At 66.9% G+C, this 24,484-nt stretch carries 28 protein-coding genes and 1 tRNA gene; 13 read left to right on the top strand and 16 right to left on the bottom strand.

Going from position 1 to position 24,484, the window contains the following annotated elements:
* Positions 1–3: 3 nt before the first annotated feature.
* Both AC1DOM_RS15615 and AC1DOM_RS15610 read right to left on the bottom strand, forming a co-directional pair.
* On the bottom strand, positions 4–1,695 hold the full coding sequence (locus AC1DOM_RS15615; RefSeq protein WP_498964946.1) for an acyltransferase family protein: 1,692 nt from the start codon (positions 1,693–1,695) through the stop codon (positions 4–6).
* Positions 1,696–1,777: 82 nt separating this feature from the next.
* On the bottom strand, positions 1,778–2,293 hold the full coding sequence (locus AC1DOM_RS15610; protein WP_498964944.1) for a DUF4760 domain-containing protein: 516 nt from the start codon (positions 2,291–2,293) through the stop codon (positions 1,778–1,780).
* 173 nt (positions 2,294–2,466) lie between these two features.
* Between AC1DOM_RS15610 and AC1DOM_RS15605 the strand changes: the two genes are divergently transcribed.
* Complete coding sequence (locus AC1DOM_RS15605) at positions 2,467–3,825, top strand: choice-of-anchor Q domain-containing protein (RefSeq protein WP_498964942.1); 1,359 nt, start codon at positions 2,467–2,469, stop codon at positions 3,823–3,825.
* A 1-nt stretch (position 3,826) separates the two neighbouring features.
* Here the strand turns inward: AC1DOM_RS15605 and AC1DOM_RS15600 are convergent, their stop codons facing one another.
* Together AC1DOM_RS15600 and AC1DOM_RS15595 are read right to left on the bottom strand one after the other, a co-directional pair.
* Entirely contained in the window at positions 3,827–4,939 is a 1,113-nt protein-coding gene (locus AC1DOM_RS15600) for an AI-2E family transporter (protein WP_498964940.1), read from the bottom strand.
* Positions 4,940–5,058: 119 nt separating this feature from the next.
* Positions 5,059–7,077 (bottom strand): peptide-N4-asparagine amidase, encoded by a 2,019-nt coding sequence (locus AC1DOM_RS15595; RefSeq protein ID WP_498964938.1) that lies wholly within the window; start codon positions 7,075–7,077, stop codon positions 5,059–5,061.
* Positions 7,078–7,321: 244 nt separating this feature from the next.
* Between AC1DOM_RS15595 and AC1DOM_RS15590 the strand changes: the two genes are divergently transcribed.
* Both AC1DOM_RS15590 and AC1DOM_RS15585 read left to right on the top strand, forming a co-directional pair.
* Complete coding sequence (locus tag AC1DOM_RS15590) at positions 7,322–7,741, top strand: DUF1801 domain-containing protein (protein ID WP_498964936.1); 420 nt, start codon at positions 7,322–7,324, stop codon at positions 7,739–7,741.
* Between the two features lie 16 nt (positions 7,742–7,757).
* Complete coding sequence (locus AC1DOM_RS15585) at positions 7,758–8,156, top strand: DUF1801 domain-containing protein (protein WP_498964934.1); 399 nt, start codon at positions 7,758–7,760, stop codon at positions 8,154–8,156.
* A 42-nt stretch (positions 8,157–8,198) separates the two neighbouring features.
* On the opposite strand, the gene AC1DOM_RS15580 is transcribed toward AC1DOM_RS15585, so the two are convergent.
* The 7 genes from AC1DOM_RS15580 to AC1DOM_RS15550 all read right to left on the bottom strand — a co-directional run bounded on the left by AC1DOM_RS15580 (position 8,199) and on the right by AC1DOM_RS15550 (position 13,528).
* Complete coding sequence (locus tag AC1DOM_RS15580; RefSeq protein WP_498964932.1) at positions 8,199–8,768, bottom strand: hypothetical protein; 570 nt, start codon at positions 8,766–8,768, stop codon at positions 8,199–8,201.
* A 73-nt stretch (positions 8,769–8,841) separates the two neighbouring features.
* Positions 8,842–9,375 carry a hypothetical protein gene (locus AC1DOM_RS15575; RefSeq protein WP_498964930.1) on the bottom strand — a complete coding sequence of 178 codons (534 nt, stop codon included), beginning with the start codon at positions 9,373–9,375 and terminating at the stop codon, positions 8,842–8,844.
* 75 nt (positions 9,376–9,450) lie between these two features.
* Entirely contained in the window at positions 9,451–9,717 is a 267-nt protein-coding gene (locus AC1DOM_RS15570) for a hypothetical protein (RefSeq protein WP_498964928.1), read from the bottom strand.
* A gap of 10 nt (positions 9,718–9,727) precedes the next feature.
* Complete coding sequence (locus AC1DOM_RS15565; protein ID WP_498964926.1) at positions 9,728–10,612, bottom strand: DUF2950 domain-containing protein; 885 nt, start codon at positions 10,610–10,612, stop codon at positions 9,728–9,730.
* Positions 10,609–12,282, bottom strand: coding sequence for a DUF3300 domain-containing protein (locus tag AC1DOM_RS15560; RefSeq protein ID WP_498964924.1), 1,674 nt, complete (start codon positions 12,280–12,282; stop codon positions 10,609–10,611). The genes AC1DOM_RS15565 and AC1DOM_RS15560 overlap by 4 nt, the downstream gene beginning before the upstream one ends.
* A 128-nt stretch (positions 12,283–12,410) precedes the next feature.
* Positions 12,411–12,989: a TMEM165/GDT1 family protein gene (locus AC1DOM_RS15555; protein WP_498964923.1), complete on the bottom strand. Its 579-nt coding sequence runs from the start codon at positions 12,987–12,989 to the stop codon at positions 12,411–12,413.
* Positions 12,990–13,060: 71 nt separating this feature from the next.
* Complete coding sequence (locus AC1DOM_RS15550) at positions 13,061–13,528, bottom strand: hypothetical protein (protein ID WP_498964920.1); 468 nt, start codon at positions 13,526–13,528, stop codon at positions 13,061–13,063.
* 75 nt (positions 13,529–13,603) lie between these two features.
* On the opposite strand from AC1DOM_RS15550, the gene AC1DOM_RS15545 reads away from it, so the two are divergent.
* The 3 genes from AC1DOM_RS15545 (at position 13,604) to AC1DOM_RS15535 (ending at position 14,855) form a co-directional block, all read left to right on the top strand.
* Positions 13,604–13,690 (top strand) — tRNA-Leu (locus AC1DOM_RS15545).
* Between the two features lie 16 nt (positions 13,691–13,706).
* Entirely contained in the window at positions 13,707–14,186 is a 480-nt protein-coding gene (locus AC1DOM_RS15540; RefSeq protein ID WP_498964918.1) for an FUSC family protein, read from the top strand.
* Positions 14,187–14,195: 9 nt separating this feature from the next.
* Positions 14,196–14,855 carry a YceH family protein gene (locus tag AC1DOM_RS15535; protein ID WP_498964916.1) on the top strand — a complete coding sequence of 220 codons (660 nt, stop codon included), beginning with the start codon at positions 14,196–14,198 and terminating at the stop codon, positions 14,853–14,855.
* On the opposite strand, the gene AC1DOM_RS15530 is transcribed toward AC1DOM_RS15535, so the two are convergent.
* Both AC1DOM_RS15530 and AC1DOM_RS15525 read right to left on the bottom strand, forming a co-directional pair.
* The gene (locus AC1DOM_RS15530; RefSeq protein WP_498964914.1) at positions 14,841–15,089 is read right to left on the bottom strand and encodes a hypothetical protein; all 249 of its coding nucleotides are present in this window, start codon (positions 15,087–15,089) and stop codon (positions 14,841–14,843) included. The genes AC1DOM_RS15535 and AC1DOM_RS15530 overlap by 15 nt on opposite strands.
* 67 nt (positions 15,090–15,156) lie before the next feature.
* Complete coding sequence (locus AC1DOM_RS15525) at positions 15,157–15,585, bottom strand: EF-hand domain-containing protein (protein ID WP_498964912.1); 429 nt, start codon at positions 15,583–15,585, stop codon at positions 15,157–15,159.
* A 119-nt stretch (positions 15,586–15,704) separates the two neighbouring features.
* Here AC1DOM_RS15525 and AC1DOM_RS15520 point away from each other — a divergent pair, with 119 nt between their 5' ends.
* Entirely contained in the window at positions 15,705–16,403 is a 699-nt protein-coding gene (locus AC1DOM_RS15520; RefSeq protein ID WP_498964910.1) for a hypothetical protein, read from the top strand.
* On the opposite strand, the gene AC1DOM_RS15515 is transcribed toward AC1DOM_RS15520, so the two are convergent.
* The gene (locus AC1DOM_RS15515) at positions 16,404–17,558 is read right to left on the bottom strand and encodes a sensor histidine kinase (protein WP_498964908.1); all 1,155 of its coding nucleotides are present in this window, start codon (positions 17,556–17,558) and stop codon (positions 16,404–16,406) included.
* Positions 17,555–18,244, bottom strand: coding sequence for a response regulator transcription factor (locus AC1DOM_RS15510; RefSeq protein ID WP_498964907.1), 690 nt, complete (start codon positions 18,242–18,244; stop codon positions 17,555–17,557). Before AC1DOM_RS15510 ends, AC1DOM_RS15515 begins: the two co-directional genes overlap by 4 nt.
* Before the next feature lie 119 nt (positions 18,245–18,363).
* On the opposite strand from AC1DOM_RS15510, the gene AC1DOM_RS15505 reads away from it, so the two are divergent.
* The 6 genes from AC1DOM_RS15505 to AC1DOM_RS15480 all read left to right on the top strand — a co-directional run bounded on the left by AC1DOM_RS15505 (position 18,364) and on the right by AC1DOM_RS15480 (position 23,974).
* Positions 18,364–20,364: an LTA synthase family protein gene (locus tag AC1DOM_RS15505; RefSeq protein WP_498964905.1), complete on the top strand. Its 2,001-nt coding sequence runs from the start codon at positions 18,364–18,366 to the stop codon at positions 20,362–20,364.
* Positions 20,361–20,981: a phosphatase PAP2 family protein gene (locus AC1DOM_RS15500; protein ID WP_498964903.1), complete on the top strand. Its 621-nt coding sequence runs from the start codon at positions 20,361–20,363 to the stop codon at positions 20,979–20,981. Before AC1DOM_RS15505 ends, AC1DOM_RS15500 begins: the two co-directional genes overlap by 4 nt.
* Positions 20,978–21,715, top strand: coding sequence for a COG4705 family protein (locus AC1DOM_RS15495; RefSeq protein ID WP_498964901.1), 738 nt, complete (start codon positions 20,978–20,980; stop codon positions 21,713–21,715). Before AC1DOM_RS15500 ends, AC1DOM_RS15495 begins: the two co-directional genes overlap by 4 nt.
* Before the next feature lie 10 nt (positions 21,716–21,725).
* Positions 21,726–22,433: a phosphatase PAP2 family protein gene (locus tag AC1DOM_RS15490; RefSeq protein ID WP_498964899.1), complete on the top strand. Its 708-nt coding sequence runs from the start codon at positions 21,726–21,728 to the stop codon at positions 22,431–22,433.
* A gap of 60 nt (positions 22,434–22,493) precedes the next feature.
* Positions 22,494–22,745 (top strand): hypothetical protein, encoded by a 252-nt coding sequence (locus AC1DOM_RS15485; protein ID WP_498964897.1) that lies wholly within the window; start codon positions 22,494–22,496, stop codon positions 22,743–22,745.
* 107 nt (positions 22,746–22,852) lie between these two features.
* The gene (locus AC1DOM_RS15480) at positions 22,853–23,974 is read left to right on the top strand and encodes a TolB family protein (RefSeq protein ID WP_498964895.1); all 1,122 of its coding nucleotides are present in this window, start codon (positions 22,853–22,855) and stop codon (positions 23,972–23,974) included.
* A 6-nt stretch (positions 23,975–23,980) separates the two neighbouring features.
* Here the strand turns inward: AC1DOM_RS15480 and AC1DOM_RS15475 are convergent, their stop codons facing one another.
* The gene (locus tag AC1DOM_RS15475) at positions 23,981–24,478 is read right to left on the bottom strand and encodes a spore coat protein U domain-containing protein (RefSeq protein ID WP_498964893.1); all 498 of its coding nucleotides are present in this window, start codon (positions 24,476–24,478) and stop codon (positions 23,981–23,983) included.
* Positions 24,479–24,484 lie beyond the last annotated feature (6 nt).

The following is a 24,484-nucleotide window of genomic DNA, read 5'->3' as shown; positions in this document are numbered from 1 at the left end:
GCGCTACCTGCGAAACACCGTCTCCGAAAACCCCCGCGCCGCACTGACCGTGATGTGGTCGTCGTCGAAATACAGCGAATACCCATCCTTGGTCATCGGGCACACGGAGGGCGTGCAGAAGTAGTCCGCGGGTTCGAGGTACTGAACATTCGGGTGCCTGGCGATCTCAGCGCGCATGAAGGCGCGCACGGGCGCGGCGCGGCGTTCGAATTCCGCGCGTGACATCTTGCATTGCGCGACTTCCCCGGCGGCGATGCAGTCTTCCGGCCAGCGCGGCATGACCGGCAGTGGTCCGATGACGACGACGTGCTGCGTCGGCAGCGCCGCGAGCACGGATCGGAAATCGTCGCGGCCATCCTGTCGCGGCAGGCGGTCGAGCCAGAAGCCACCGAGGACGACGGTCGGGGCCCGTCGTGCGAACGCGAGCGCGCTCGCGTTGAAGTGCGCGCATTTCGACGTGGCCTGTCGTGCCGACGGGAGGCACGTGTCCATCGTCAGTTGTCGTACCACGCCGTAGTGCTCGGCGAAGGGTTCCCACGACTTCGCATGGGAATCGCCCCACAACACGACATCGGCGTTGCACACGGCGTCGAAACCGCTGCACGCTGCTTCAACGGGTTTGTCCAGCGCGGTGCGCACCGACAGACCGCCGGCGCGACGCAGCACCGCGTCCATCGTGCTGGTGCAGCCGGCGAGCAGGGCGCATGCGATCACGCCGGTCGCGATGGCCTTCGTGCGTCCCGTGCCGCGGCGGAACGGTGTTTCGACGAAGCGATACGTCAGCGCCGCGAGTACGAACGCCAGGCCACACGACAACAGGCGCGTCGTCATCGAAGGATCGGAGGACCGCGTGATGGCGAGCAGCGGCCAATGCCACAGATACAGGCTGTAGGAGATCAGGCCGATCCTGCGCATGGGCGTGAACTCCAGGGGCGCGATGCGCGCGCCGGAGTGGATCGCATGCAGGACCAGCAAGCTGCCGGCGACCGCGGGCAAGGCGCCGACGCCCGGAAATTGCGGCATCGGAATCGCCACCGCCGCGCACAGCAACAGCAGGCCCGCGATTGCCGCGACGTTCCCGTGGCGCGAGGGGCGCGACATCGCCAGCAAACCGCCCGCACCGAGCTCCCAGAGCCGCGCGGGCATCTGGAAGAACGCCGCTTCGGGATTCACCCAGACCCAGTATTGCGCGAACGCGAACGACGCGATCGCGAGCACGACGAGCAACCATCGGCGACGCAGCAAAAGCAGCAAGGGCCACACGAAGTAGAACTGCTCCTCGACCGCCAGCGACCAAAGATGCAACAGCGGCATGCGATCGGCGCCCGCATCGAAATACCCGCCCGTCACCGCCTGGAAGTACAGGTTCGCGACCATCGTGACCGCAGCCGTCGCCGAACGATTGACCGCGAGTTGCGACGCGCCGGGCAGCATCACCGCCGACAACGCGAGGGTGGCCACGATGACCAGCAACAGCGCAGGCAGGATGCGGCGCACGCGGCGTGCATAGAACCCGACCAGGTCGATGCGTGGTTCGGCCGCGAGCATCCGCGTGATGACGAAACCCGAGATCACGAAGAACACATCGACGCCGACGTAGCCGGCGTGCAACGGAAGCCCCGCGTGGTACGCCACGACGGCAAGGACGGCGAACGCGCGCAGCCCATCCACGCCCGGCAGATAGTGTTTCCCCATGGCCGAACGATACGTGGGCTCGCTTCGGATCGCGACGGGTGGTGACCGGAAATGGGCAATTCGACCGGGGGCGCCGCGCAGGCTATCCCTTCGGCGACCAATGCCGGAACCGGTCGTAGGCCGGCGTCTGCGTGGGTCGTCCACGCTCCTCCAGTCGCTCGGCGAGCCACTGGAACCATTCGAACAACAGCGGATGATTCTGCTCGCGCCGACTGTCTTCCACCCAGGGCCGCAGGCGTTGCCAGAGCAGCACGACGGCGCCCCCGATGATCTCCTCGACCAGGTGCATCGGGAGGCTGTCGCGATAGACCAGCAAACCCATGCTCTCGAAACGCGCGCCCAGGGCCAGGGCCGCGTCTTCGTAGTCGGGCCCCAGGGCGCGGAATGCATCGGCGGGCATGTCCACCGGCAATGGGTAGATCAGGCGGAAGGAACGCGTGAACTGCTGGTCCTCGAGCGAACGCATCAGTTCGATCGCCGCGGCATCGAGGCGTTGTCGCCGGAATTGCCGGATCTGCGCCATGCCGAAGCACAGCGCGAGCACGACGGCCAGGTTGCCGATGATCTGCGCGTATTGCGAGAGCGAGGACAGGTTCATGGCGACGTGGCAACGAGCGGTGTTGCTGTTTGCTTACGCGCAACCCGAAGCGTTCCGGCCGACGGCGGTCTCCCCGTGACCGAAAAGACGCGTTGTCGCATTCACTGCTTTTGCACATCGCCGCGACGCCAGCGGCCCCATGTTCGCCACTCGCACACCTTGGGAGTCGTGCCATGTCGCGCAGGAAATCCGCTTCCTTCGTCTTCGCCACGGTCGTGTTGGGATCGCTCGGCGGCGTCTCCATCGCACCGCAAGCCCACGCGGCAACGCGCACGGTCACCAACTGCAACGACAGCGGCGCCGGCAGCCTGCGCGCCGCGGCCGCCGCGGCGAACAGCGGCGACACGATTGATCTGCGCTCGCTGACGTGCTCGCGCATCACGCTTACCGGCGGCGCGATCCAGCTTCCCGATCAGTTCCTCACCATCGTCGGCGCGGGCGAGAGCAAGCTCCAGATCGACGGCAACGGCGCGAGCCGTGTGTTCACGCACAGCAGCGCTGCGTGGCCCGATACGAGCGGCGCGACGCTCACGTTGCGGCGCATGACGATCCAGCACGGGCTTGTGACGGGCACCAATCCGAGCGGCGGCTGCATTTTCGCGGCGCGCAATGTGCGCCTGGAGTACGTGCATCTGCGCAACTGCATCGTGCGCGCGACCAATCCCAACATTCGCACGTCCTTCGGTGGCGGGCTGTGGTCGGCCGGCAACGTCTTTCTCTTCCACACCGCCGTCTATGGCAATCGTGCGGAGACCTTCGGTGAAGGCGGAGGCCTTGTCGCCGCGGGCGATGTCCGCCTGCACATCGACCAAAGCACCATCCACGACAACTACGCAGGCGATCGCGCCGGCGGTGCGAGTGGCGGCCTGATTTTCATGACCAATTCGAGCATCCGCGACAACTTCGCCGAGAACATCAGCGGTGGCCTGGAAGGCGGGTCGTTCGCCGGGACGCACGTCATCAACAAGTCGACGATCAGCGGCAATGTCTCCAACCGGATCGGCGGACTCGGGTTCTTCGGCGGCCAGTTGTTGATTTCCGACAGCACGATCTCTGGGAACACCGCGCACTTCACGCCGGTCGGTGCATGGCTCGAAGCGCGGGGCGCGCCGATCACGGTGCGCAATTCCACGATCACGAACAACACCGCGGTGGAGGCCTTCGCCTTCACGGCCGCGGGCGTGGACCAGTACGGCACCATCAATTGGCAGAGCACCATCGTCGCGAACAACTTCATCGGCACCACGCCGTCGGATCTGTGGGCGCAGGTCAGTGGTGGGGCGATGGTCGTCGGCAGCGACAACCTGATCGAGCAGAGCAACGCAACGCTGCCGATCGATACGATCCGCAGCGATCCAAGGCTCGGGCCGCTCGCGAACAATGGCGGCCGCACGCAGACACATGCGCTGCTGGACGGCAGCCCCGCGATCGATGCGGGCAACAACAACGCGAACTATGCGTTCGACCAGCGCGGCGAAGGATTTCCGCGCGTGGTGAACGGGCGCGCGGACATCGGCGCGTACGAGCGCTGACTCACGCCTCGGGCGGTGGACTCTCCGGTTCGGGCTGCATCGGCAACTCGGGCGGCGAGTCCACCCACGCCCAGAAGATCCGGTAGCCCACGGCGAGCAGCACCGGCCCGATGAACAAACCGACGACGCCCATCGACACCATGCCGCCCAGCGCGCCGATGAGCACCACCGGCATCGGCACCGAGACACCCCGTCCGAGAAGCAGTGGTTTCAGCACGTTATCGACGAGGCCCGCGAGGAAGACGTAGATGCCGAAGATGATCGTGGCCGCATCGAACCCCCGCGTCGAGAACACGTAGACGATCACGGGGATCGTGACCAGGCTCACCGGGATCTGCACGATGCCCAGCATCAACACCAGCAGTGCGAGCACGCCGGCGGCCGGCACGCCCATCAGCACGAAGCCCAGCCCGATCAGCAGCATCTGGATGAAGGCGATGCCCACCACGCCCTGCGCCACCGCGCGGATGGTGGCCGTGCACAATTCCGCGAAGCGAAGCCCGCGTTGTTCGCCGAACAGGCGCGCGGCGATGCGATGCGCCGAGCGTGTGCTCGCTTCGCCATACGCCATCCAGATGGCGGCGATCGCGAGCGCCGCGAGGAACATCAACAGGCCGACCGCGGCGCCGGCCGTCTTTCCCAGGGCGGCGAAGGTGAACGCGCGCAACTGCGGCGCGAATTTCATCGCCAGGTCGGTCAGGTGCGTCGAGGCCTGCATCCACACCGCATGCAGGCGCTCGCCGATGATCGGCCATCCCTTGACCGTATCGGGCGGTGGCGGAATCTGGAACCGTCCGCTGCGCGCCATCTCCAGTGCGTTCGCCGCCGAATCGGCGATCGACGCGGCCATCAGATACAGGGGCACGAGCAACACGGCGATGAGCACCACGAGGATCGCCGCCGCCACGTGCCCGTCCTTCCAATCCAATCGGCGCTGCAACCTGCTCTGCAGTGGGTAGAGGGTGACCGCAAGGATCACCGACCACACCATCAGGTCGAGGAACGGCCGGAAGACGGTGTAGCAGGCGACGGCGAGAATTACGACCAGCCCGACGCGCACGTACACGTCGATCAGCATGCGCGGCCAAGCCTTCTCAACGATGGGCGCAGGCATTGGCTTCCCCGGGGGTTGTACTGACTGTTACGTCATTCCCCGGCCGCATCGGCCCATCCATGATGGACGCGGCCTTTAACCGCGCCCATCGGGCTCTTCACACAAGCGAGCGCGCGACCTTACGGCGCCGGCGCCCAACCCATCGAGTCCGGCGACCCGTCCGGATGCGACCACCACCGCAGGCCACTGACGCCACCCGGGCAACCGTCGCCACGCGTGCGCGTCTGCAGCACGCCGAAGGACGTCGTCAAACCCGCGCCGTAGCAGCCGCCGCGGTTGTCGGTGAACAGATAGTCGCGGCTCGAACTCCATTCGGTTTCCGTGTCCGTCGGTTCGCCGACATAGTGCCGCGTGGCATCGAACACATCGGCCAGCCGGGTCTCGTAACGCGCCGTGCCGCGATGGAATTGCGAAGTGCGGATGCTGCGCGCCTGGTGCACGGTCATCTGGATGTTGTTCGCGACGATGCCAGATTGTTCGTCGACACTCCGCCACTCGCCGTCCTGGAAGTAATCGATGAGCAGCGGGTAGCTCGTCGCCAGTTTGTCTTCGCTCAACAAGGTCGTGCCCAGCGTGCGGCGGCTGGTGCGGTCGACGTTGCTCGCCAGGCGCACCTTTTGCAGGAAGGAACCGAAATAGTCGTCGGTGCGATCCTCGGGCGCGGTCACGTCCCAGGTCACCGCGTCGGTGAAGCGATTGCTCTGGATCACGGTGCTGCGGATGCGCCCGCGCGAGGTATCGACATAGCCGTCGATATGGAAGTCACGCCGCGCGCGCGTGGTCACCGTGCCGGTGAGGTGATGGGTCAGGCCCATGCCCGGTGGGGTGAAGTCGGTTTGCGCGAGCGTGTTGGTTTCCGTGGGGCTCGCCGGTCCCAGCGTGTTGGCGGTCACCGCGCCGGGCACGATCGCACGGCCATGATCGGTGTAGAGGATCAACTGCCCACTGACGAACACCTGGTTGCCGGGTTCGTTGAGGGCCTGCAGCACGATCGTATGCGTCGCGCCATTGTTGAGCCGGCCCGCGAACGGCGTGAGATCCACGCGGAAGGGGATGAAGTTGTTGGCCTGCACGCCCGGCGCGGGCAGGTTCACCGTGTTGCGCAGCGCGTTGGTCATGTTGCTGGGCAACCAGGGAAACACCGGCGCCAGGCCCGCACGCGTGCCGTCGATCAGCACTTCCACTTCGCGGAAACTGCCGCCGCGGCAACCGTGCGGCGGATCGCCGAAGATCGAATGGCTGTCGCCCATCGCGAAGGGCGTATGCAGCAAGGGGAAGGCCGTGAACGAGGCATCCGGCGCGCATTGCGACCAGATGCGGCGATCCGGTCCGAGGCTTTGCGCGTAGACATCCACGAAGGCCTGGATCGTGTTGCGCGGCAACGTGCCTTCGAAGTACGCATTGTTGCCGGAAGAATCCGGGAAGGCCACGGGGAAGACGGCATCGGCCACGCGCTGCGCGGGTGTGGTGGTATTCGCGCGATAGAACAGCAGACGGACCGCGGACACGCGCGCTTCGAGTCCCTCGAACACCAGATAGTCGTTGTCGAAGCTGCCGGTGAAAATGAAGCCCTCGGGGCGCGTGAAGTAATTCTGCAGCTCGGTGACGTCGCGTTCGAAGCGCCACACCGGGATGTCGTCGGAGATCTGCGACGACCCTGTCCAGAGCGTGCCGCCGTCATGGCCGGCGAAGTCGGTGTAATACAGCTGGAGATTGCCGGCGGGATCGGCGTTCTCGCGCGGGCCGGTGAGTTCGACCACCAGGGTGATCTTCGAATACGGGCCCGGGCAGGTGGTCGCGGGAATCGGCGTGGGTTCGGTCTCGGCGAAGCGGAAGATCCCGCGCCCAGTGGAGATCGTCTGCACGCAGGGCGTGCCCGAGGCGCGCGGCACGCGGGGTTCGACCTGCAGCGGGTCGGCGCCTGCGGCCGACGGCAGCAGAGAAGCGGCGATCAGATTGATGCGTTGCGCGGGCGCGGTGTTCGATGTGCGCGCTGCGGCCGATGCGCGGGTGGCGTGCGATGCCTGCGCCGCGCGCGGCGTTGCATCGCGTTGCGCGGTGCCCAGCGCCCAGACGCCGAACGTGCAAAGCGCGGCGCCCGCGATCGCGAGCCCGCGCACGATGGATTGCGTGGACATGGTGTTTTCCCTCCCAGCACCCCGGTGGGTGAGGGCGGAAACTGCGATCGACGCTGTGTGCACGGTGTGCAAAGCAACGCGCGCGCGTTACCGCAGAGTTCGCGCATGCGCTGAATGGCGCAACCCCCGCGCGGGTGAACACAGGTCACTGCCGCGGCCGCCGCGCGTGCTGCATCGCAGCGGATCGACTGCGCGGCAGGCGGCATCGTAAGCTCGCGCTTGGCGACGCCGGAGGTCCTCCACTGTGTCGAAGTCCGCACCCCAGGTTGTCCTGCTTTCCGGCGGTAATCCGCAGATCGCCAAGGGCGATGGCGACGCACCTGTGCAGGCCTACATCGCCGCAATGCCCGAGTGGAAACGCGAAGTCGGGCGCCGCCTCGATGCCCTGATCGAACGCACGGTGCCCGGTGTTCGCAAAGCGGTGAAGTGGAACTCGCCGCTGTATGGCGTGGACGGGAAGGGCTGGTTCCTCGGCGTCCATTGCTTCACCAAGTACGTCAAGGTTTCGTTTTTCAACGGCGCGTCATTGGAGCCCGAGCCGCCGATCGGCTCGAAGGATCCCAATACGCGTTACTTCCACATCCACGAAGGCGACGCGTTCGACGAAAACCGGCTCGCGCAATGGATCGCGCAGGCCGCGAAGCACCCCGGGTGGATGCAATGAACGCACAGGAGCGTGCATGAAGAAGGCAAGCGGGAAGGCAGGCAACGGCGATGCGTCGGCCCACATCGACGCGCGCATCGCGGAGTTGGACGATTGGCGCGGAAAGACGCTCGCGCACGTGCGTTCGATCATCCTCGCCGCGGATCCGGAGGTCGTCGAGGAATGGAAGTGGGGCGTGCCGGTGTGGTCGCACGCGGGGATCATTTGCACCGGCGAGGCGTACAAGAAACACGTGAAGCTGACCTTCGCCAATGGCGCGTCGATCGCCGATCCGAAGGGGTTGTTCAATTCAAGTCTGGAAGGCAACGTGCGGCGCGCGATCGACATCCAGGAAGGCGAGACGATCGACGAGAAGGCGTTGGGTGCGTTGATCCGCGCGGCCGCGGCGCACAACACGAAGAAGAAGGCGAAATGATCGCAACGCCGCCTCCGTGCGAGGCGGCGCTGCTGTTCGCGATTACCGGCCCTTCGGCAGGAACTGCTTCGGCAACGGCAACTCCGGCGATTCGCCTTGCCACATCAGCGACACGATCCACCAGCGCTTGCCGTCGTTCATCAACTGCAGCGTGTTGATGCCGCGCATCGTGTGATCGTCTTTCTCGATCTTCGCCTCGTACGTCGTGAAAACGTGCGCGATGTTGCCGAACTGTTCGGTCGTGCGCGCCAGCTCGTGTTCGTGGAATCCCTTCTCCAGCAGCAGCGGGCCGGAGGAGGCGATGTAGTCGTTGACGCTGAGCAGGCGGATGCCGATGGCGTCCTTGGTCTTGCCGCCGACCGGCATCATCCGCGCGCCGGGCACGAACAGCGAGCGCATGCGGTTCCAGTCGCGCGCCTGGCCGGGCGGGCCGGAGATCACGTCGTAGAGCGCGGCGATGATGCCGTCGAGCGTGGCGACGTCGGCGTCTTTCGCGGGCGGGATGGGCGTGACCACCGGGTTGGTCGGCGGCTCGGCGTGCGGTGCGGTCTGCGCGAAGGCCGGCGCGGCCAGCGTGGTGAACGCGAGACACAGGGTGAGCGGAAGGCGCATGCGTGTTTCCGATTGGATGGGCGGATGAGGCGCGATCAGGCCATCGGGGCGTGGCGCTTCCCAGTGCCACAAGTTAGGTCGGACGGAATTCCGCGACGATCGCCGGCGACAGCAGTCGCCTGATGATCCAGACGTGCAGGGCGCAGAGCGCGGCGGCGAATACGGCGCTCGCGATCTGGATGCCCAGCATGAAGCTGTCGAACGAAGGGCCCGGCTGATCCGCCATCTCCGGCATCGTGGGGACCGACGACAGGAAATAGTGCTGGGCGAGCACGCCGAAGAGATTCCATGCGATGCCCAATACGAGGAGCCCGATGAAGATCAGCCGCCCCCAGTTCCGGCGGCGAAGCATGGCGATCGACGCGACCAGGCTCGTCACGGAGACCGCAAGGAAGCCGACGATGAACAAGGGCACGAGCTGGAACACCATGCCGGCCATGGGGGTGGCGTCCGGGCCGCTCGCGAGCTGTTGCTGCACTTCGTCGCTCTTGAACACGGTCATGAACAGGACGAACTGCAGGAGGCTGATACAGGCCGCCCCGCCGGACAACACGATGGAAATCCAGGCAACGACATTGACGAACGTGGACTGCGCTGGCACGCGCACCGGCTGCGATTGGATCGCGGACATCATCGGCTCCCCCCGAATGAGGTGCCCACGATACCGCAGGTGCGGCGTGGCTCAACCCTTCGACTCGTTCTCCATCGCCTTCTCGACGATCTGCCCGTAAAGGGACACCAACCGGCTCGCGAGCGGCTGCAACTCCGGATGCCGCGCGACATATTGGTGGCTCAGGTTGGCGTCTTCGACCAGGTCCTTGAGGAATTCGAAGTCGCCGTCGTCGAGCTTCGCCCCGGCATCCACGCGCTGCTGCAACTCCAGCATGCGCGGCAGGCGCGCATTGAGGCGATCGAGCAGCACTTTGCTGACCGCGTATTCGTCCGACATTGCGCGATGCCTAGGGCTTGGGTTCGTCGATCGCCTGCCAGCCGCTGTCGGGATCGAAGCTCTTCATCTTCGCGACCTCGCGGTCGGTGTCCTTGCCCAGGTCGCGTTCGAACACGCCGCCGTCGTGGCTGATCATGAATGTCTTCAACCCGGTGTCGCCGTATTTCACGGGCCAGGCGATGGCTGCGAAGCCGCGGCTCATGTTGTTGCCGAGCACGTATTTGTACGCGCCGCCCGGTGCGGAGGGGCCCTGCGATTCGAGGATGCGGTAGCGGTAGCCGAAGTATTCGCCCTTCGGCGTGTCGTCGCCGAACAGCGGGCCGAGTGGGCTGATTTCGCCGCTGTCGTCGTCGGCCCAGTACAGGCCGTCGTGTTGCCCGTCGGTGCTGAGGAACTTGCGTGCGTATTCCAGGACGCCGTCGCCGTCGCGATCTTCGTCGGCGTAGTCGTTCTGCGCGTCGTGGTAGGTGCGCAAGGCATCGATGACGTCGATTTCGTTGCGGCCGATGCGGCGCGCGCGGATTTCATCGGCGCCTGCGACGAGGTCGTAGTGCCAACCCTTCGCGTCTTTCTTCAAGGGAACGGGGAGTGTCCAGGCATCCGCGCCGACTGCGAGCATCTTGCTGTCCGTGCCGGTGTCATTCCACGCGTGGCGATCGCGGTACTTGGTCAGGAACGCATCGACGTCGCTGCGGTCGACGCTGCCGGTCGGGATGTAGGTGCGCCAATCCTTGCCGAGCAACGCGGCCAGTTGCGTCGCGTCGGCCTGCGTGGTGCCGAGCGCTTTGACGAGCGCGTCGCCCGCGGCGTCGGGTGTCGGGAAGGCTTGCTGCGCGAAGGCGGGTATCGCGAAGGCGAGCGCAGCGAGCGTTGCGATCGGAAGGAGCCTGTTCATCGACGACGTCCTCCACCATGGGCGCCGCCGGAGGCGCGTTGGGGTTGATGCGAGGCCTGGCGTTGTTGACCACCGCCGCCACTGCGCGGTTGGCGGTTCACCTGGTGCGACGCTTGCTGTCGACCGCCACCTTGGCGCGACTGGTTCTGGCTCGCGCGGCCGCGTTGCGCGGCGGCGTGCGACTGCTGCGGTTGGCGCGCGCCCGAGAACGCATCGTTGTGGGGGCGTTGCTGGCGGTTCGCCTGTTGCCGTGCGGCATCGCGCGAAGCGTGGTTGTTCGCGCCTTGTTGCCGATGCTGCGTGGGCTGGCGGTTCTGGCCGGCCTGGCGGTTGCCTGCGTTCTGTCGATTCCCTGCATTGGCGCGATTGCCCGCGTTCGCACGATCGCCGGCGCCCGCGCGATTGGCGCTGGCCGCCGCGCGATTGCGCTGCGCATCGCGATTGCCGCCCGCCGCCGCCGTGCGATCCCGTGCATCGGCGCGTGCGCGATCGGCGCCGCCGCGTTGCTCGACATCGCGCCGCGCCGTCTGCGCACGTTGCTGCGCTTCGCGATTGGTGCGCGCCGGCGACTCCATGCCGCGGCGTTCCATCGATTGCCGGGCTTCCGCGCGTCGCGCATCGTCGCCGCGCATGCGATCGCGCGAGGCCGAATCCGGCAGGCGATTGGAGAATTTGTCGCGGTTGACCTGGTCGCGATAGGGCACGCCGTCGCGATTCAGGCTGTTGTGCTGCCAGTTGCTGTTGCTGATCTGTCGATTGGTATTGAGGCTGTTGTATTGGTTGACGTTGATGTTCACGTCGTTGCCGCCCCAATCCATGTCGCCCCACAGCGAATCGGCGATCGCCACGCCCGTGCCCCACGCCAGGCCGCGCGCGAGCGCGCTGCCGACCGGGTAATACGCCGACGGCGGCGGATAGTAGGGCGGCGGATACGAGGGATAGGCCCACGTGCCGTAAGCGGTGGTCGGGTTGTAGCTGGGAACGTAGACCGTTTGCGGATCGGCGGACTCGATGACGATGACGTCCGACTGGGCAGGCGGTGCGGCCGTCGTGACTGCGCCGCTGCCGCTTTCGTCGTAGACCGGCGCCGCTTCGGAGGGCGGCGGCGCGGGTTGCGTGCTGATCTTCTGGTATTCGTTGCTCGCCAGGTTCCCTGCGTCCTGCGCCTTGTGGCGCAGTTGCTGCACGGCGTCCATCACGTTGTCCGGCTGCGCGAGGAAAGCATCGCCCAAGCGTTGCACCCACGCCGGATCCTGTCCGAGTGTCGCCAGTGCCTGCGGGAATGCGACGAGCGATTGCACGCTCGGGTCCCACGGTTGGTCGGCGACTTGCCGCACAGCGGCGTCGCCTTTCGCGGTCGGATTGGCCTTCGACCAGGCGGCTGCATCGGCGACATCGCCGGGGTAGGTCGCCGCCATCAACACCTGCGCGAGCAGCGGATCGGGATACAGCGCGATGGGCGCGACCATCTGCGCGAGCTCTTCCTGCGTGAACACGCGATCGCGCGCACCCGGTGCGGCCGGTGCAGCGGCGGTGGTGGCCGCGGGCGCAGGCGCCGCGGGTGCGGCTGCGGTCGCGGGTGTCGGTGTAGCGGGGGCCTTGGCTTCCTCCTTCTTGCACGACGCGCAAGCGAGGACAACGACGACCGGCAGCATCCATCGCATCGACATGGCAGGCCTCCCGACGGGAGCCTGCAGTCTGTTCGCCATGCCCGGCCGGCGCCACAGCAAAACAACCGACGGGGGACAGCAAAATTACTGAGCCGGACCTCAAGCTCGGCCGCAGGCGAGCGGTGTGTTCAGAACCCGAAGCGTGCGCCCGCGCCGAACAGCGTCAACGCGCCCAGCACCGCGAACAACCCCGCCGCCACGACGTGCACCAGCCGCATCGGCACGCGCGAGAGCAGCTTGTCGCCGAGGAACACGGCCGGCACGTTCGCGATCATCATGCCCAGCGTCGTGCCGAGCACGACCTCGACGGGCGCGGCGTACTTCGCCGCCAGGGCGATCGTGGCGAATTGCGTCTTGTCGCCCATCTCGGCGAGGAAGAAGGCGACCAGCGTGGTGCCGAAGACGCCCCAATGCTTCTTCGCATCGGCGTCCCTCTCGTCGAGCTTGTCGGGGATCAGCGTCCACGCGGCCATGGCCAGGAACGACAGGCCGAGGATCCAGCGCAGCGGTTCGGGCCCGACCACGCGCATCAACCACGCACCGAGCGCGCCGGCGAGGGTGTGGTTGAAGATCGTCGCGGCGAAAATGCCGGCGATGATCGGCCACGGCTTGCGGAAGCGCGCGGCGAGGACGAAGGCGAGCAGTTGCGTCTTGTCGCCGATTTCCGCAAGCGCGACGACGCCGGTCGAAACGAGGAAAGCTTCCATTTGAATCCCTGCAACGGCCGCGCATTCTAGCGGACGGCCGCGTCAGGGGCCCGTTCAAGGCACGGAGCGGCTCAGCGCGTGGAGGCCGCCGCGGGTGCGACCACCGACGCCTGCGCGGGCGGCGCGCCCGATGCGGCGTCGGCCAGCGCTTCGATCCGCGCGATGTCCGCGTCGTGGGTGGCCGCGGCCTGGTTGGCTTCTTCGGCCGGATCGTTGCCCGATTGCTGGAAGCTTTCGTGCCCGTGCGTCCACTCCACCCAATCCGGCGCTCCGTTCACCGAGCCGAAGAAGATGATCAAACCGATCGCGTACACGAACGGCGAGATGAGCAGGGACGACAGCAACTGGAAGATCCCCGCCATCGCACCGAGCTTGGACATCGCGACGATCGCGAGGATGAAGGCCACCAGGTTCAGCGACCAGCCCAGTAGCCCCAAGCCGGGGAAGGGCAGGAGGAATGCGAGCCACGCGATGCCCAGGCAAATCCATGCCGCCTTGCCCGCGGTATTGGGTGCGCGGGCAACGATCGTTTCGTTCATTGACGTCTCCACGCCGGCTCCCCGCCGGCCCGCGGCGAGGTTATCGCAGTTCACGCTATGCTGCGCCGCGCCGCCGCCCGGATGGCGAAACTGGTAGACGCAAGGGACTTAAAATCCCTCGATCGCAAGGTCATGTGGGTTCGATCCCCACTCCGGGCACCAACGCGCAAGGGGCCACATGCCGATCCTTCGCACGACCGCGCTTCAACTGTCCTTGCGCGCTTCGATCGCCGCGGGGCTCGCGTTCTGGATCGCATCGCTGCTCGGTGCCCACTACGCGATCTATGCGTTGGTCGGTGCGGTGATCGTGACGGACCTGTCACCCAAGACCACGCGACGACTTGCGATCCAACGCATGGCCGGCACGGTGATCGGTGCGAGCGCGGGTGCCTTGTTCGTCCATTTCCTGCCCAGTGGTCCGATCGCGCTCGGTTTCGCCATCCTGGTGTCGATGGCGTGCGCGTACGCCTGTCGCTTCGAGACGCCCGCGGCGCGCGTGGCCGGCTATGTGTGCGCGATCACGATGTTCGCGCACGGCGGCGATGTGTGGCTGTACGCCTTCGACCGCGCATGGGAAACGATGGTCGGCATCGGCACGGCGCTGATCGTCGGGCTCGTGCCCTTGTGGTTGCACGAGGATGAGCCAGACCCGCGTTAGACTTTGGAAATGAGCAACGAACCCGAAACATCGCCGTTCCCCATCCTCAATGCGCTCGAAGCGCGCATCCTCGGCTGCCTGATCGAAAAACAGGCGACCACGCCCGAGCAATATCCGCTCACCGAGAACGCGATCCAGCTGGCGTGCAACCAGAAGACCAACCGCGAGCCGATCATGGATGTCTCGCCGGGCGACGTCGCGCACGCGGTGCGCCGCATGGAAGAACGCCGCCTGGTGCGCAACACGCAATCGGCGCGCGCGTTGCGTTTCGAACACAAGGCCGCGCAGGTCTACAGCCTGACGCCGCAGCAGCTGGCGATCATCGCGATCCTGTTGTTGCGCGGGCCGCAGACGCCGAGCGAAATCCGCACGCGCACCAATCGCATGGCGACCTTCGCCGACCAGGACGACTTGCAGCACGCATTGGATCGCCTGCAGCAGAAGGACGCGCCGATGATCGTGCGCGTTCCCAGGTCCGGCGGGCAGCGCGAAGATCGCTACATGCATCTGTTGTGCGGGCCGGTCGATATCGAAGCGTTGCGTCCTGCAACCGGTACTGAGAGTGCGGGTACGGGCGGATCGCTCGGTGAGCGCGTCGCCGAACTCGAAGCGCGCGTGGAAGCCCTGGAACGCGTGATCGAACGCCTGGATCGATCAGCGGGCGCTTGAAGATCCATCCATGAGCCGCGCGATCAGCGCGATGTCCTCGCCCATCGTCGGCAGGTGCAGCACGCCGATTTCGTCGGTTTCGATCACCAGGCCCGCGCCGAGGTAGGACCACTCGGCTTCGGGGTAATCGGGCGCGTAGAGGCCGTCGTCGATGACGGCGACCACTTTTCCCTTGAGTCCATCGGCGTCGACGCGATCGCCGGGAAGGACGGATTGTCCGCTCTTGTAGCGCATGTGGCCGAAGTCTGGCACAGCGCGAATCGTTGCCTGTTTCACGTCCGTGACCGCGCGCGAGTTGCGTTCAACGCACCATCTTGACGCCGAAACGGTCGGTCAGCTCCTGCTGGTCGATGTTCCCGTCGCCGTTGACGTCCATCCACTTGAAGCGCATCTCCGAGGCACGATCGAGTTCGTTGGCGTCCAGCAGTTCGTCGGCGTTGCGGTCGGCCACGCGCACGCGGTCGAGCGCATCGTCGGGGGTCACGCTCGGGCCCAGCAGCGGTGCGAGTTCGGCGGCGCTCAGGTGCTGGTCGCCGTCGGTGTCGAGCACCCCGATCAGGACCTGCGAATCCACTTCGTATTTGCTCAGCCCGCCGTCGTGGTTCACGTCCAGGCGCGAGAAGCGCTCGGCGGCGGTGGTCGCGATCTGCTGCGCGGCCAGCGGCGCGCTGCCGAGGACCAGGAGGTTCGCACTCAGGAGAATCGCCAACCCTTTCCATTGCACGGCCATGATCTCGCTCCACGCGCCCCGGGAGGGGGCAGCAGACCAGCCGCCCCGGCACCGGGCAATTGGCCTTTCGCCCAATGGCCGCTTAGGATCGCCGCACGACCTTGGGGGAGGGCGCAGGGATGGCGGTGACAGGGAGCGAGTCGGGGGCCGTCCGCAAGGCGGCCTGGAGCGTCATGGTGTTCGTGATCGGGCTGGCGATCCTCGCCCTGGCGGCGAAGTCGGCATCGATGCGCGAAGCGCGCAGCAACGAAGAAGCCGCGCAGGCCGTCGCGTCCTCGCGCGTCGCCTCCGCATTGTGGGCGGCAGCCGAACGCGATCGGCAGGCCTTGCGGACCTATCGCGGCAAGGTCGCGGCCTACTCGGCTGCGATGGATCCCAAGCGCATCGTCGCGCCCGACGGCGCGGCGAAAGCGCGCGAGGCGATCGATCGCTTTCGCGTGGCCTGCGCCGAATTCGATGCGGCCCGCAATGCGTCGGACATGACGCTGTTGCAGGAGATCGATGCGATTCCCGGCGGCGGTGCCTCCACGCACGAGGTGCGCGAAGCGCTCGAACGCATCGATGCGCACGCGCAGCGCATGCGCGAAAACCAACGCGCGCAGGCCGTTGCCCTGGGGGAGATCGTCGTCTTCCTGTCCGCACATGCCGATGCGATGGCCTTCGACGCGCGGGGCCCGGTGTTCCGCGACGCCGCCGACCTGGACGCGTACAACACGCTCGCGCACGCGGCACGCACGTTGTCGACGGAAGAAATACGGCTCGCCGACGGCATCGAACTGCTCACGCGGGACGAGTTCGCGCGCCTGGCGCACCAGTGATCAGTTCGTATGCGTGAGCACGATGCGGCCGGGCTCGGCTTCCAGCATCCAGCCGGCGCGGTCGGCGGCGTGCGCGAGCAGGGGTGACAGCGCGCCTGCGTCGCTGCGTCGCGCCGAAGGATCGCGCACGGCATCGGCATCGACGACGCTCAGTTGCCCGTTGTTCCGCGTGGCGAGGATGCGCGTCGCCTCGCGCAGATGCTTGCGCACGAGCGCGCGCAGCAACAGCGCGGTTTCGCGCCGCGCGACGTTGAACGAACCGCTGGCATCGATGGTCGTGATCTCCGACCACGGCGCGAGGCTTTCGGCGAGCAACGCGGCGGTGTCCATCGTTTCGCGCTGCACCGGCGCGCGACGCGCGGCGCCGAACAGCAATTCGATCAGCTCGGCCAGTTCCTGCGTACCGCGGTCCAGGCGTTGCAGCCGCGCGATGTTCGCCGGGTCCTGGTTGGGTTCGTCGAGCAGCACTTCGGCAACCCCTTGCACGACGGCGATCGGCGTGCGCAGCGCATGGCTGGCATCGGCGAAGAACGCGAGCTGGCGGGCGTCGGCATCGACCAGCCGCGCCTGGTAGGCGTCGATCGCGCGCGCGAGGTGGCCGAGTTCGTCGTTGGGCGTGCTGTCGCCCAGGCGCGTGGGCGCCGGTGCGACCGGCAGCGCATCGACCGCATTGGACAAGGCCTTGACCGGCGCGAGCGCGCGCCCGGCGAAGATCCAGCCCAGACCGCCGCCGAGCGCCACGCCGGCCAGCACCATCGCGGCGAGGAGGATGCGCAGGTGGACTTCGAGCGTTTCGATGTCGCCCAGGTCGATGGAGAACCACATGCGGCCGGCCGCGGTGTCGAACACGCCGACATGGATGCCTTCGTGACGATCGTCCTCGTGCACGCCCGGTCCGAAGCGCGCCAGGTCCGCCGGCGGCCGGGTGATGTATCCGCTCAGGCGTTGCGTGCGTGGCAATTCGACGTGCAGCCCGTTGGCGATGCGCAGGCTGTAGTCCTCGGCCTGGCCACGGAGCACTTCCTTGGCGATGACGTACTCGTAATCCTCGGTGATCGCGATCACCGCGGCGGAGAACAGCAGCGTCATCACCAGCCCGAGCATCGCGCAGGCGAAGGTGACGCGTCGGCGCAGCGAGGCGGGCGAGGCGCTCACGCGGCGGGGACCTGGTAGCCCACGCCGCGCACCGATCGGATCAGCGCCGTGCCGAAGGGTTTGTCGAGCAGTGCGCGCAGCTCGTACATCTGCGTGTGCAGCGCGCCCATGTCGGTGGCATCGCTCCCCCACGCGGCGCGCAGCAGTTTGTCGTGCGGCACGATGCGCGGGGATTCGGACAGCAAGGTTTCGAGCAACCGGCCCTGCAGGCGGGTGAGGGGGATCTGCTGGCCTCCCCGGGTCGCCGTCATCGTGCCCGCATCGTAGGCGAGCAGGGCACCGCCCGTCTTCTGCACCGCGGGCGCGATGCGTCGGTGCAGGGCGCGCAGGCGGGCGTCGAGCTCGCGCAAGGCAAAGGGCTTGACCATGTAATCGTCGGCGCCGTGTTCGAAGCCGCGCACGATGTCGTCCAGCGTGTCGCGGGCGGTGAGCATGAGCACGGGCACGCCGTGGCCTGCCTCGCGCAGGATCCGGCACAGGTCCAGGCCGTCGAGCCGCGGCAGGCCCAGGTCGAGGACGATCGCGTCGAATCCACCCTGCCGCGCGCGCGCCAAACCGCTCGCGCCATCGCCGCAGTGGTCCACTTCGTGCCCGCGCCGTTCGAGGAAATCCCAGATGTTGGCGGCGATGTCGTGCTGGTCCTCGATCAGGAGCACGCGCATGCCGGCGGCGGGTAGGGAGGGCATGTGCGAAGCGTGCCACGGCCCAGTGTCCGTGGGTTAACGAATGGCTGAGCCACGGCTGAGCGGCCATTACATTCGCGCCCGGCACCCTGCGGGCTGTTCGTGCCCCGCGTGGAGCTGCCTTGTCGTCCTGGTCCTCGATTCCCGCCCGTTTGCGGCCCCTTGCGTGGCTCGGCGCGTGCTTCCTGTTCGTTTCCACGCTGACGCGACTGGCGCTGCGGCTGCACGCCGGCGCGGCGGCCTTCGACGGCATTCCGGGCGAGGCGCGGATGTTCGCGCTTGGCTTGGTCTACGACATCCTGACCTTCCTGTATTTCGCGTGGCCGCTGGTGTTGCTGCTGTGGCTGCTGCCCAAGGGCTGGCTGGAGAAGCGGCGCGGGCGCTGGCCGATCGAAGTGGTGTGCTTCGCGTTGCTGGGCGCGCTGCTGTTTGTCGCGGTGGCCGAGTGGACGTTCTGGGACGAGTTCCAGACCCGCTTCAACTTCATCGCGGTCGACTATCTGGTCTACACGACCGAAGTCCTCGGCAACATCCGGCAGTCCTATCCGGTCGGCAAGATCCTCGCGGCCCTGGCGATCGTCGCGATTTCGATCGCGTGGTTCACCCGGCGCGGCCGCCGTGCGACGGGCGATGCCATGCCCTTCGCGCGGCGTAGCGCCTTCGTCCTTGGATGGCTGCTGCTCACGCTCGCGGGCACGTGGTTGGTCGACAGCGAGATGAAGGACCGCGGCACCAACACCTACGCCGACGAACTGGCGGGCAACGGCATCTATCAATTCTTCGCCGCGTACCGCAACGCCTCGCTCGATTACGACCGCTTCTATCGCACGGTGCCCGGCGAGGAAGCGGTGGCGCAGGTGCGTCGTTCGCTCGCCACGCCCGATGCCACCTTCCTGTCGCCCACCGGCATCGACCGCCACATCCACAACGCGCGGCCGGAACGGCGTCTCAACGTGGTGCTGGTGAGCGTCGAAAGCCTGTCGGCCGATTACAGTTCGACGTATACGCAGGGTCCGTCGCTGACGCCGCAGCTGGATGCCTTGTCGAAGGACAGCCTGGTGTTCACGCGCCTGTATGCCTCCGGCACGCGCACGGTGCGCGGGCTCGAAGCGCTCTCGCTCTCCGTGCCGCCGACGCCGGGTGAATCCATCGTCAAGCGCCCGGGCAACACCGGTCTTTTCAGCCTGGCCGAAGTGTTCAACGCGAAGGGGTACGACTCGGAGTTCCTCTACGGGGGTTATGGCGCCTTCGACGACATGAACGCCTTCTTCGCCGGCAACGGTTACGGCGTGCACGACCGCACCGAAATCGCCGCGAAGGACATCCACCACGAGAACGTGTGGGGTGTCGCCGACGAAGATCTGTACACGCTCGCGCTCAATCGTTTCGACCAGGCGCATGCGGCGGGCAAGCCGTTCTTCGCACATTTGATGACGACCTCGAACCATCGGCCGTACACGTTCCCCGCGAACCGTGGTCCGTGGCCGCAGAAGAAGCGCCAGAGCGCGGTGCTGTACACCGACTGGGCCATCGGCGATTTCCTGGCGCGTGCGCGCAAGCACGCGTGGTTCAAGGACACGGTGTTCGTCTTCACCGCCGACCACTGCGCGATGAGCGCGGGCAAGGCGGCGCTGCCGGCGTTCCGCTATCGCATTCCCCTGTGGGTGTACGCGCCGGGGCACGTGGCGCCGGGCACCTTCGACGGGCTGATGGGGCAGATCGACATCGCGCCGACGGTGCTCGGCTTGCTCGGCATGGATTACGACAGTCGCTTCTACGGCGTCGACGTGTTCGAACACGCGCCCAACCGCGCCTTCGTCGGCACCTACCAGTTGCTCGGCTACCTGCGCGACGATCGCCTCGTGCAGCTGGCGCCGCATCGTCGCGTCGCCTCGCTGAAACCGGCGATGCGCGCCGACCTCGTGCAACCGGCGATGGCCGACGACCCGGGTTCGACCCTGCAGGCAGTGAGTTACTACGAGACGGCGGCGCACGCGTTCCGCGACGGCGCGATGCGCAAGATGGAGCGCGCCGCACCCGAGCCGCGCGAAGCACGCCCCGACGACGCAACGCCCACCGTGCAGGTGCGGCAATCGCAGCAACGCCCGCGGGCGGCGGGATGATCCGCCGCCGGTTCGCGTGGCTCTGTCTCGCGGCCGCGGTCGTCCTGGCGCAAGTCACCGAGGAAGTCCTCGGTAACGAGAGTGCCCTCGTCGACAAGGCCTTGCTCATCGACATCCACGATGGCGTTCCGGCGGGTTGGGTCCGCTTGTTCACGCTCGCCACGCTGAGTGCTTCGGGCAACGTGTTGTTGCCTCTGGTCGCGCTGGCGTCGATCGCACTGGCCTTCGCACGGCGCCGGCATGAAGCCTTGTTGCTTGCCGTGTCCGCCGGGTTGGCCTCGCTGGTCGTGTATTGGTCGAAGACGGCCTTCGGCCGCGCCCGCCCCGATCTGTGGGACACGCAGTGGTACTGGGGGTCGAGCTTTCCCAGCGGACACACGTTGAGCGCCGCGGCGATCGCGACCGCAACGTGCCTGGTCGTCGCGCGCGTGCGGCCGGCGTGGCACACGGCCGTGGTTTCGCTGGCCTTCGCGTGGGTCGTGGCCGTGGCGTTGTCGCGCCTGGTGTTGGGCGTGCATTGGCCGACCGACGTGCTCGCGGCCGCATGCGCAGGTCTTCTCGTCGCGGCCGCGGTGAACGGCACGCTGCTCTTCATCGAACACAGGCGCAAGGCATGAATGGACGCGTGTCGAAGGTGCCCGCGGTCACGGCATCGTTCTGGTTGATCAAGATCCTCGCTACGACGCTGGGCGAAACCGGCGGCGATGCGGTGACGATGTCGATGGGGCTGGGGTATCTGACCGGCACGCTGATCTTCGCCGCCATCTTCGTCGCGATGGTGCTCGTGCAGATCCGTGCCCGCGAGTTCCACCCGGTCGTCTACTGGACGACGATCGTGGCGAGCACCACGGTCGGCACGACGCTCGCCGACTTCGCCGACCGTTCGCTCCGCATCGGGTACACCGGCGGCGCGACCTTGCTCGCCTGCTTGGTGATCGCATCGTTGTACGCGTGGTATCGCACGCTCGGCACGATCGCCGTGGACAGCGTGGGCGATGCGAAATCCGAAGGGTTTTACTGGCTCACGATCATGCTGTCGCAAACCCTCGGCACGGCGCTCGGCGATTGGGTCGCCGATACGGCGGGCATCGGCTATCTGGGCGGCATCGCGGTGTTCGGCAGCCTGTTGATCGTGATCGCATTGCTGTATTGGAAATCGCGTGTGTCGCACGTGGCCTTGTTCTGGGCGGCGTTCATCCTGACCCGTCCGCTCGGCGCGGTGGTCGGCGACTTCCTCGACAAGCCCTTCGACCACGGTGGCCTGAACTTGAGCCGCTATGTCGCCTCGGCGGTGATCTGCGTGGCGATCGCGACCTGCGTCGCCTTGTTCCCGCAGCGCGCGGCACGCTAACCTTTAACGCATGACCCCGGCCCGTCTCTACGCACCGCACCTGGCGGTGCTCGCCTTGAGCGCGCTCGCGCTTGCCGTGCTGTTCCACTACACGAGGCTGGACCTGCGGCTCGCCGCGCCGTGGTACGACCCGGTCAACCACACCTTCCCGTGGCGTTATGCGTGGATCACCAAGTACGCGATCCATCGCCACCTGAAGGTCGCGCAGATCGTGCTGGGCGTGTGCATGTGCCTGGCCGCGTTGTATGCGCTGCGCGCGCGCGATGGGTTCTTCGCAACGCATCGCCGGCGCCTGTGGTGCGTGTCGCTGTCGTTCGTGTTCGTGCCGGTGATCATCGCGGTGTTGCGTCGCTTCAGTCCGATGCACTGTCCGTGGGACGTGGTCGACTTCGGCGGATACGCGCCGTATTTCGATCTGTTCCAGGCATCGCCGCCGAACGTGCGCGCGGGGCGCTGTTTTCCCGCCGCCTTCGTCGCGAGCGGTTCGTGGATGCTGTCCTTCGCCTGGCTCTGGTTTCCCGAGCGGCGGCGCCTGAGCATGGGCATCTTGCTGTTCACGCTGGCATGGGCCTTCGGCCTGGGCTGGGTGCAGCAGATGCGCGGGGCGCATTTCCTGTCGCACACGCTGTGGTCGCTCTGGGTCAGCTGGCTGATCGTGTTGCTCGTTCATTTCGCCACCGGGGCGTGGCGGGAGATGAACAGCGGGCGTGCGAGTTGACCTGACGTTGATCGCGCAACGCGCAGGGTCGGGTCATACGCCGCATACGGAATCCCGATCATGGCCCGACCGTCCCCCGCTGCTCTGGACGTGATGGAGCACATCGCCGACGCCGTCGACGACCTCGACGTGCTCCTCTCCCAGAACGACCGCATGAGCCCCGCGGAGGTCGCGCGCCGCATGTCGCATGCGCGCGAATCACTCGTCCGCGCGCAATCGGTCGGTGCCGAACTCCTGCTGGAAATGCTGAACCTGTCCGAGCGCCACGAGCTGATGCAATCGGAGATCGAAGCGATTCGCGACACGCATTGATCAGTTCGTGCGGGCTTGGCTGAACGCGCACGTTTTTCACCTGCCCTTGAGAAGTGTTCGCCCACTGTGAAGTCGCATTCCGCAGTCGTCGAAAATCAGGGGGTCAAATGAATACGCAACCCATCCGCCGCGCGGCCGTGGCCGCCGTGGTCGCCACCGCGTCGGTCGCATCGGCCTTGTCGGCGCAGGCCGCCACGCCCACCGGCAAGATCGTCTTCTCGCGCTCGACGCAGACCCCGACGAGCACGCCCCGAAGCCGCAGCCTCTGGTTGCTCGATCTGGCCAGCGGACAGGTGCGTGCCCTGACGACGGCGACCGATCGCGTCTACGACATGGAAGTGAGCTGGGCGCCCGACGGCTCCAGCCTGGTGTTCGAACGCGGCGTGGACCTCGTGCGCGATGGCCAGCGCCACACCTTGCAGGTCGTATCGACCACCACCAACCAGCGCCCGCACGCGTTGATCCACGGCGTGGGGCAGTTCTCCAAGCCCGCGTACGGGCCGAACAATCGCGTCGCGTTCGTTTCGCAGAATTCGAGCGGGCAGTGCGTGTCGATCGTCGATGTCACCGGGCGCAATCGTCGCGATCTGTTCTGCGTTTCGGCGCCGGCGGAATTCGCGCAGCCCAAGTGGTCGGCCGACGGCGCGCGCCTGTTCGTCGGCGCAGGCGCCTACGAAGGCCGCCTGGAGCCGGTGTGGCACGCGCAGGCCTATCGCATCGAAGTGGCGACCGGATCGGCGAAGCTGCTCAGCGACATCGTGATGGAACAACCGCTGGATCTCACGATTTCCCCCGACGGCAATCGCGGCATCTATGCCGACATCGTCGCCAACGACATGACGATGGTCGACTTCCGCAACGGCGCGGTGAAGACGCTGCCGCTGCGCGGACACGCGCCGCTGTTCTCGCCCGATGGCCGCCGCATCGCCTTCACCGGCGAGATCTACGAAGTGGGCCCGCAGACGCGCTACTACGAACCGCTGCACGTGATGAACGCCGACGGCACGGGCGTTCGCCGGATCACCGATTCGCGCGTGGCCGACCACGCGTACACGGCCGCGCAGTGGTCGCGCGACAACGTGCACATGCTGGTGAACCGCCGCACGTATACCGACGACAGCCTGACGCAGCCGATCTTCGCGCTGCGCATGATCGATGCGAACACGCGCGCGCTGAAGACCCTGCCTGCGGGCTACGCCGAACCGGGTGCGTGGTACGAGGGTCCGTGACCCTCGCTAGAAGATCATCGTGACCACGACGTCGTCGGTGTAAGACCCGACGGCGGCGTTGGGCTGCACGGCGTTGATCTGGCCGTACACGGGGTAGGTGGCCGTGAAGAACATGCCCGGCTTGCCGGTGCATTCCCCTGGACCGTCGTTGCCCGTGGTGCATTGGACCGACCCGGTGCCTGCCGCGATCCCGTCGCCCCAGACCGTGCCGAGCGTTGCGGCGGTGTAGAGGTTGTAGGTCAGGGAGGCGCCGCCGGTCGAGGTCATGACGCGGTTGGCATACGACAGCGACTGACCGGTGCCGAGGGTGATGGTCACCGCGACGCGCGAACTGCGGCAGCCCACTTGCACCGTGCCCTGGCCCGTCTTCGCCGCGCCTGCGGTCGGATCGAAGGTGCCGAAGGCGATTGCCGTATCGAAGACCACGCACGTCTGCGCGCGGGCAAGCGAAGGCGCGAACCACGCCGACGCACCCAGCAGCAGAACGAGGACGATGCGGACCATGCCTCC

It is taken from the genome of Lysobacter sp. P5_B12, assembly GCF_056400425.1.
This window is presented reverse-complemented; position numbering and strand designations above follow the sequence as displayed.

Excerpts from the sequence above, each read along its gene's own strand:
- AC1DOM_RS15615 (WP_498964946.1), bottom strand. The coding sequence starts at position 1,695 with ATGGGGAAACACTATCTGCCGGGCGTGGATGGGCTGCGCGCGTTCGCC.
- AC1DOM_RS15610 (WP_498964944.1), bottom strand. The coding sequence starts at position 2,293 with ATGAACCTGTCCTCGCTCTCGCAATACGCGCAGATCATCGGCAACCTG.
- AC1DOM_RS15605 (WP_498964942.1), top strand. The coding sequence starts at position 2,467 with ATGTCGCGCAGGAAATCCGCTTCCTTCGTCTTCGCCACGGTCGTGTTG.
- AC1DOM_RS15600 (WP_498964940.1), bottom strand. The coding sequence starts at position 4,939 with ATGCCTGCGCCCATCGTTGAGAAGGCTTGGCCGCGCATGCTGATCGAC.
- AC1DOM_RS15595 (WP_498964938.1), bottom strand. The coding sequence starts at position 7,077 with ATGTCCACGCAATCCATCGTGCGCGGGCTCGCGATCGCGGGCGCCGCG.
- AC1DOM_RS15585 (WP_498964934.1), top strand. The coding sequence starts at position 7,758 with ATGAAGAAGGCAAGCGGGAAGGCAGGCAACGGCGATGCGTCGGCCCAC.
- AC1DOM_RS15580 (WP_498964932.1), bottom strand. The coding sequence starts at position 8,768 with ATGCGCCTTCCGCTCACCCTGTGTCTCGCGTTCACCACGCTGGCCGCG.
- AC1DOM_RS15570 (WP_498964928.1), bottom strand. The coding sequence starts at position 9,717 with ATGTCGGACGAATACGCGGTCAGCAAAGTGCTGCTCGATCGCCTCAAT.
- AC1DOM_RS15565 (WP_498964926.1), bottom strand. The coding sequence starts at position 10,612 with ATGAACAGGCTCCTTCCGATCGCAACGCTCGCTGCGCTCGCCTTCGCG.
- AC1DOM_RS15560 (WP_498964924.1), bottom strand. The coding sequence starts at position 12,282 with ATGTCGATGCGATGGATGCTGCCGGTCGTCGTTGTCCTCGCTTGCGCG.
- AC1DOM_RS15555 (WP_498964923.1), bottom strand. The coding sequence starts at position 12,989 with ATGGAAGCTTTCCTCGTTTCGACCGGCGTCGTCGCGCTTGCGGAAATC.
- AC1DOM_RS15550 (WP_498964920.1), bottom strand. The coding sequence starts at position 13,528 with ATGAACGAAACGATCGTTGCCCGCGCACCCAATACCGCGGGCAAGGCG.
- AC1DOM_RS15540 (WP_498964918.1), top strand. The coding sequence starts at position 13,707 with ATGCCGATCCTTCGCACGACCGCGCTTCAACTGTCCTTGCGCGCTTCG.
- AC1DOM_RS15535 (WP_498964916.1), top strand. The coding sequence starts at position 14,196 with ATGAGCAACGAACCCGAAACATCGCCGTTCCCCATCCTCAATGCGCTC.
- AC1DOM_RS15530 (WP_498964914.1), bottom strand. The coding sequence starts at position 15,089 with ATGCGCTACAAGAGCGGACAATCCGTCCTTCCCGGCGATCGCGTCGAC.
- AC1DOM_RS15525 (WP_498964912.1), bottom strand. The coding sequence starts at position 15,585 with ATGGCCGTGCAATGGAAAGGGTTGGCGATTCTCCTGAGTGCGAACCTC.
- AC1DOM_RS15520 (WP_498964910.1), top strand. The coding sequence starts at position 15,705 with ATGGCGGTGACAGGGAGCGAGTCGGGGGCCGTCCGCAAGGCGGCCTGG.
- AC1DOM_RS15510 (WP_498964907.1), bottom strand. The coding sequence starts at position 18,244 with ATGCCCTCCCTACCCGCCGCCGGCATGCGCGTGCTCCTGATCGAGGAC.
- AC1DOM_RS15500 (WP_498964903.1), top strand. The coding sequence starts at position 20,361 with ATGATCCGCCGCCGGTTCGCGTGGCTCTGTCTCGCGGCCGCGGTCGTC.
- AC1DOM_RS15495 (WP_498964901.1), top strand. The coding sequence starts at position 20,978 with ATGAATGGACGCGTGTCGAAGGTGCCCGCGGTCACGGCATCGTTCTGG.
- AC1DOM_RS15490 (WP_498964899.1), top strand. The coding sequence starts at position 21,726 with ATGACCCCGGCCCGTCTCTACGCACCGCACCTGGCGGTGCTCGCCTTG.
- AC1DOM_RS15485 (WP_498964897.1), top strand. The coding sequence starts at position 22,494 with ATGGCCCGACCGTCCCCCGCTGCTCTGGACGTGATGGAGCACATCGCC.
- AC1DOM_RS15480 (WP_498964895.1), top strand. The coding sequence starts at position 22,853 with ATGAATACGCAACCCATCCGCCGCGCGGCCGTGGCCGCCGTGGTCGCC.
- AC1DOM_RS15475 (WP_498964893.1), bottom strand. The coding sequence starts at position 24,478 with ATGGTCCGCATCGTCCTCGTTCTGCTGCTGGGTGCGTCGGCGTGGTTC.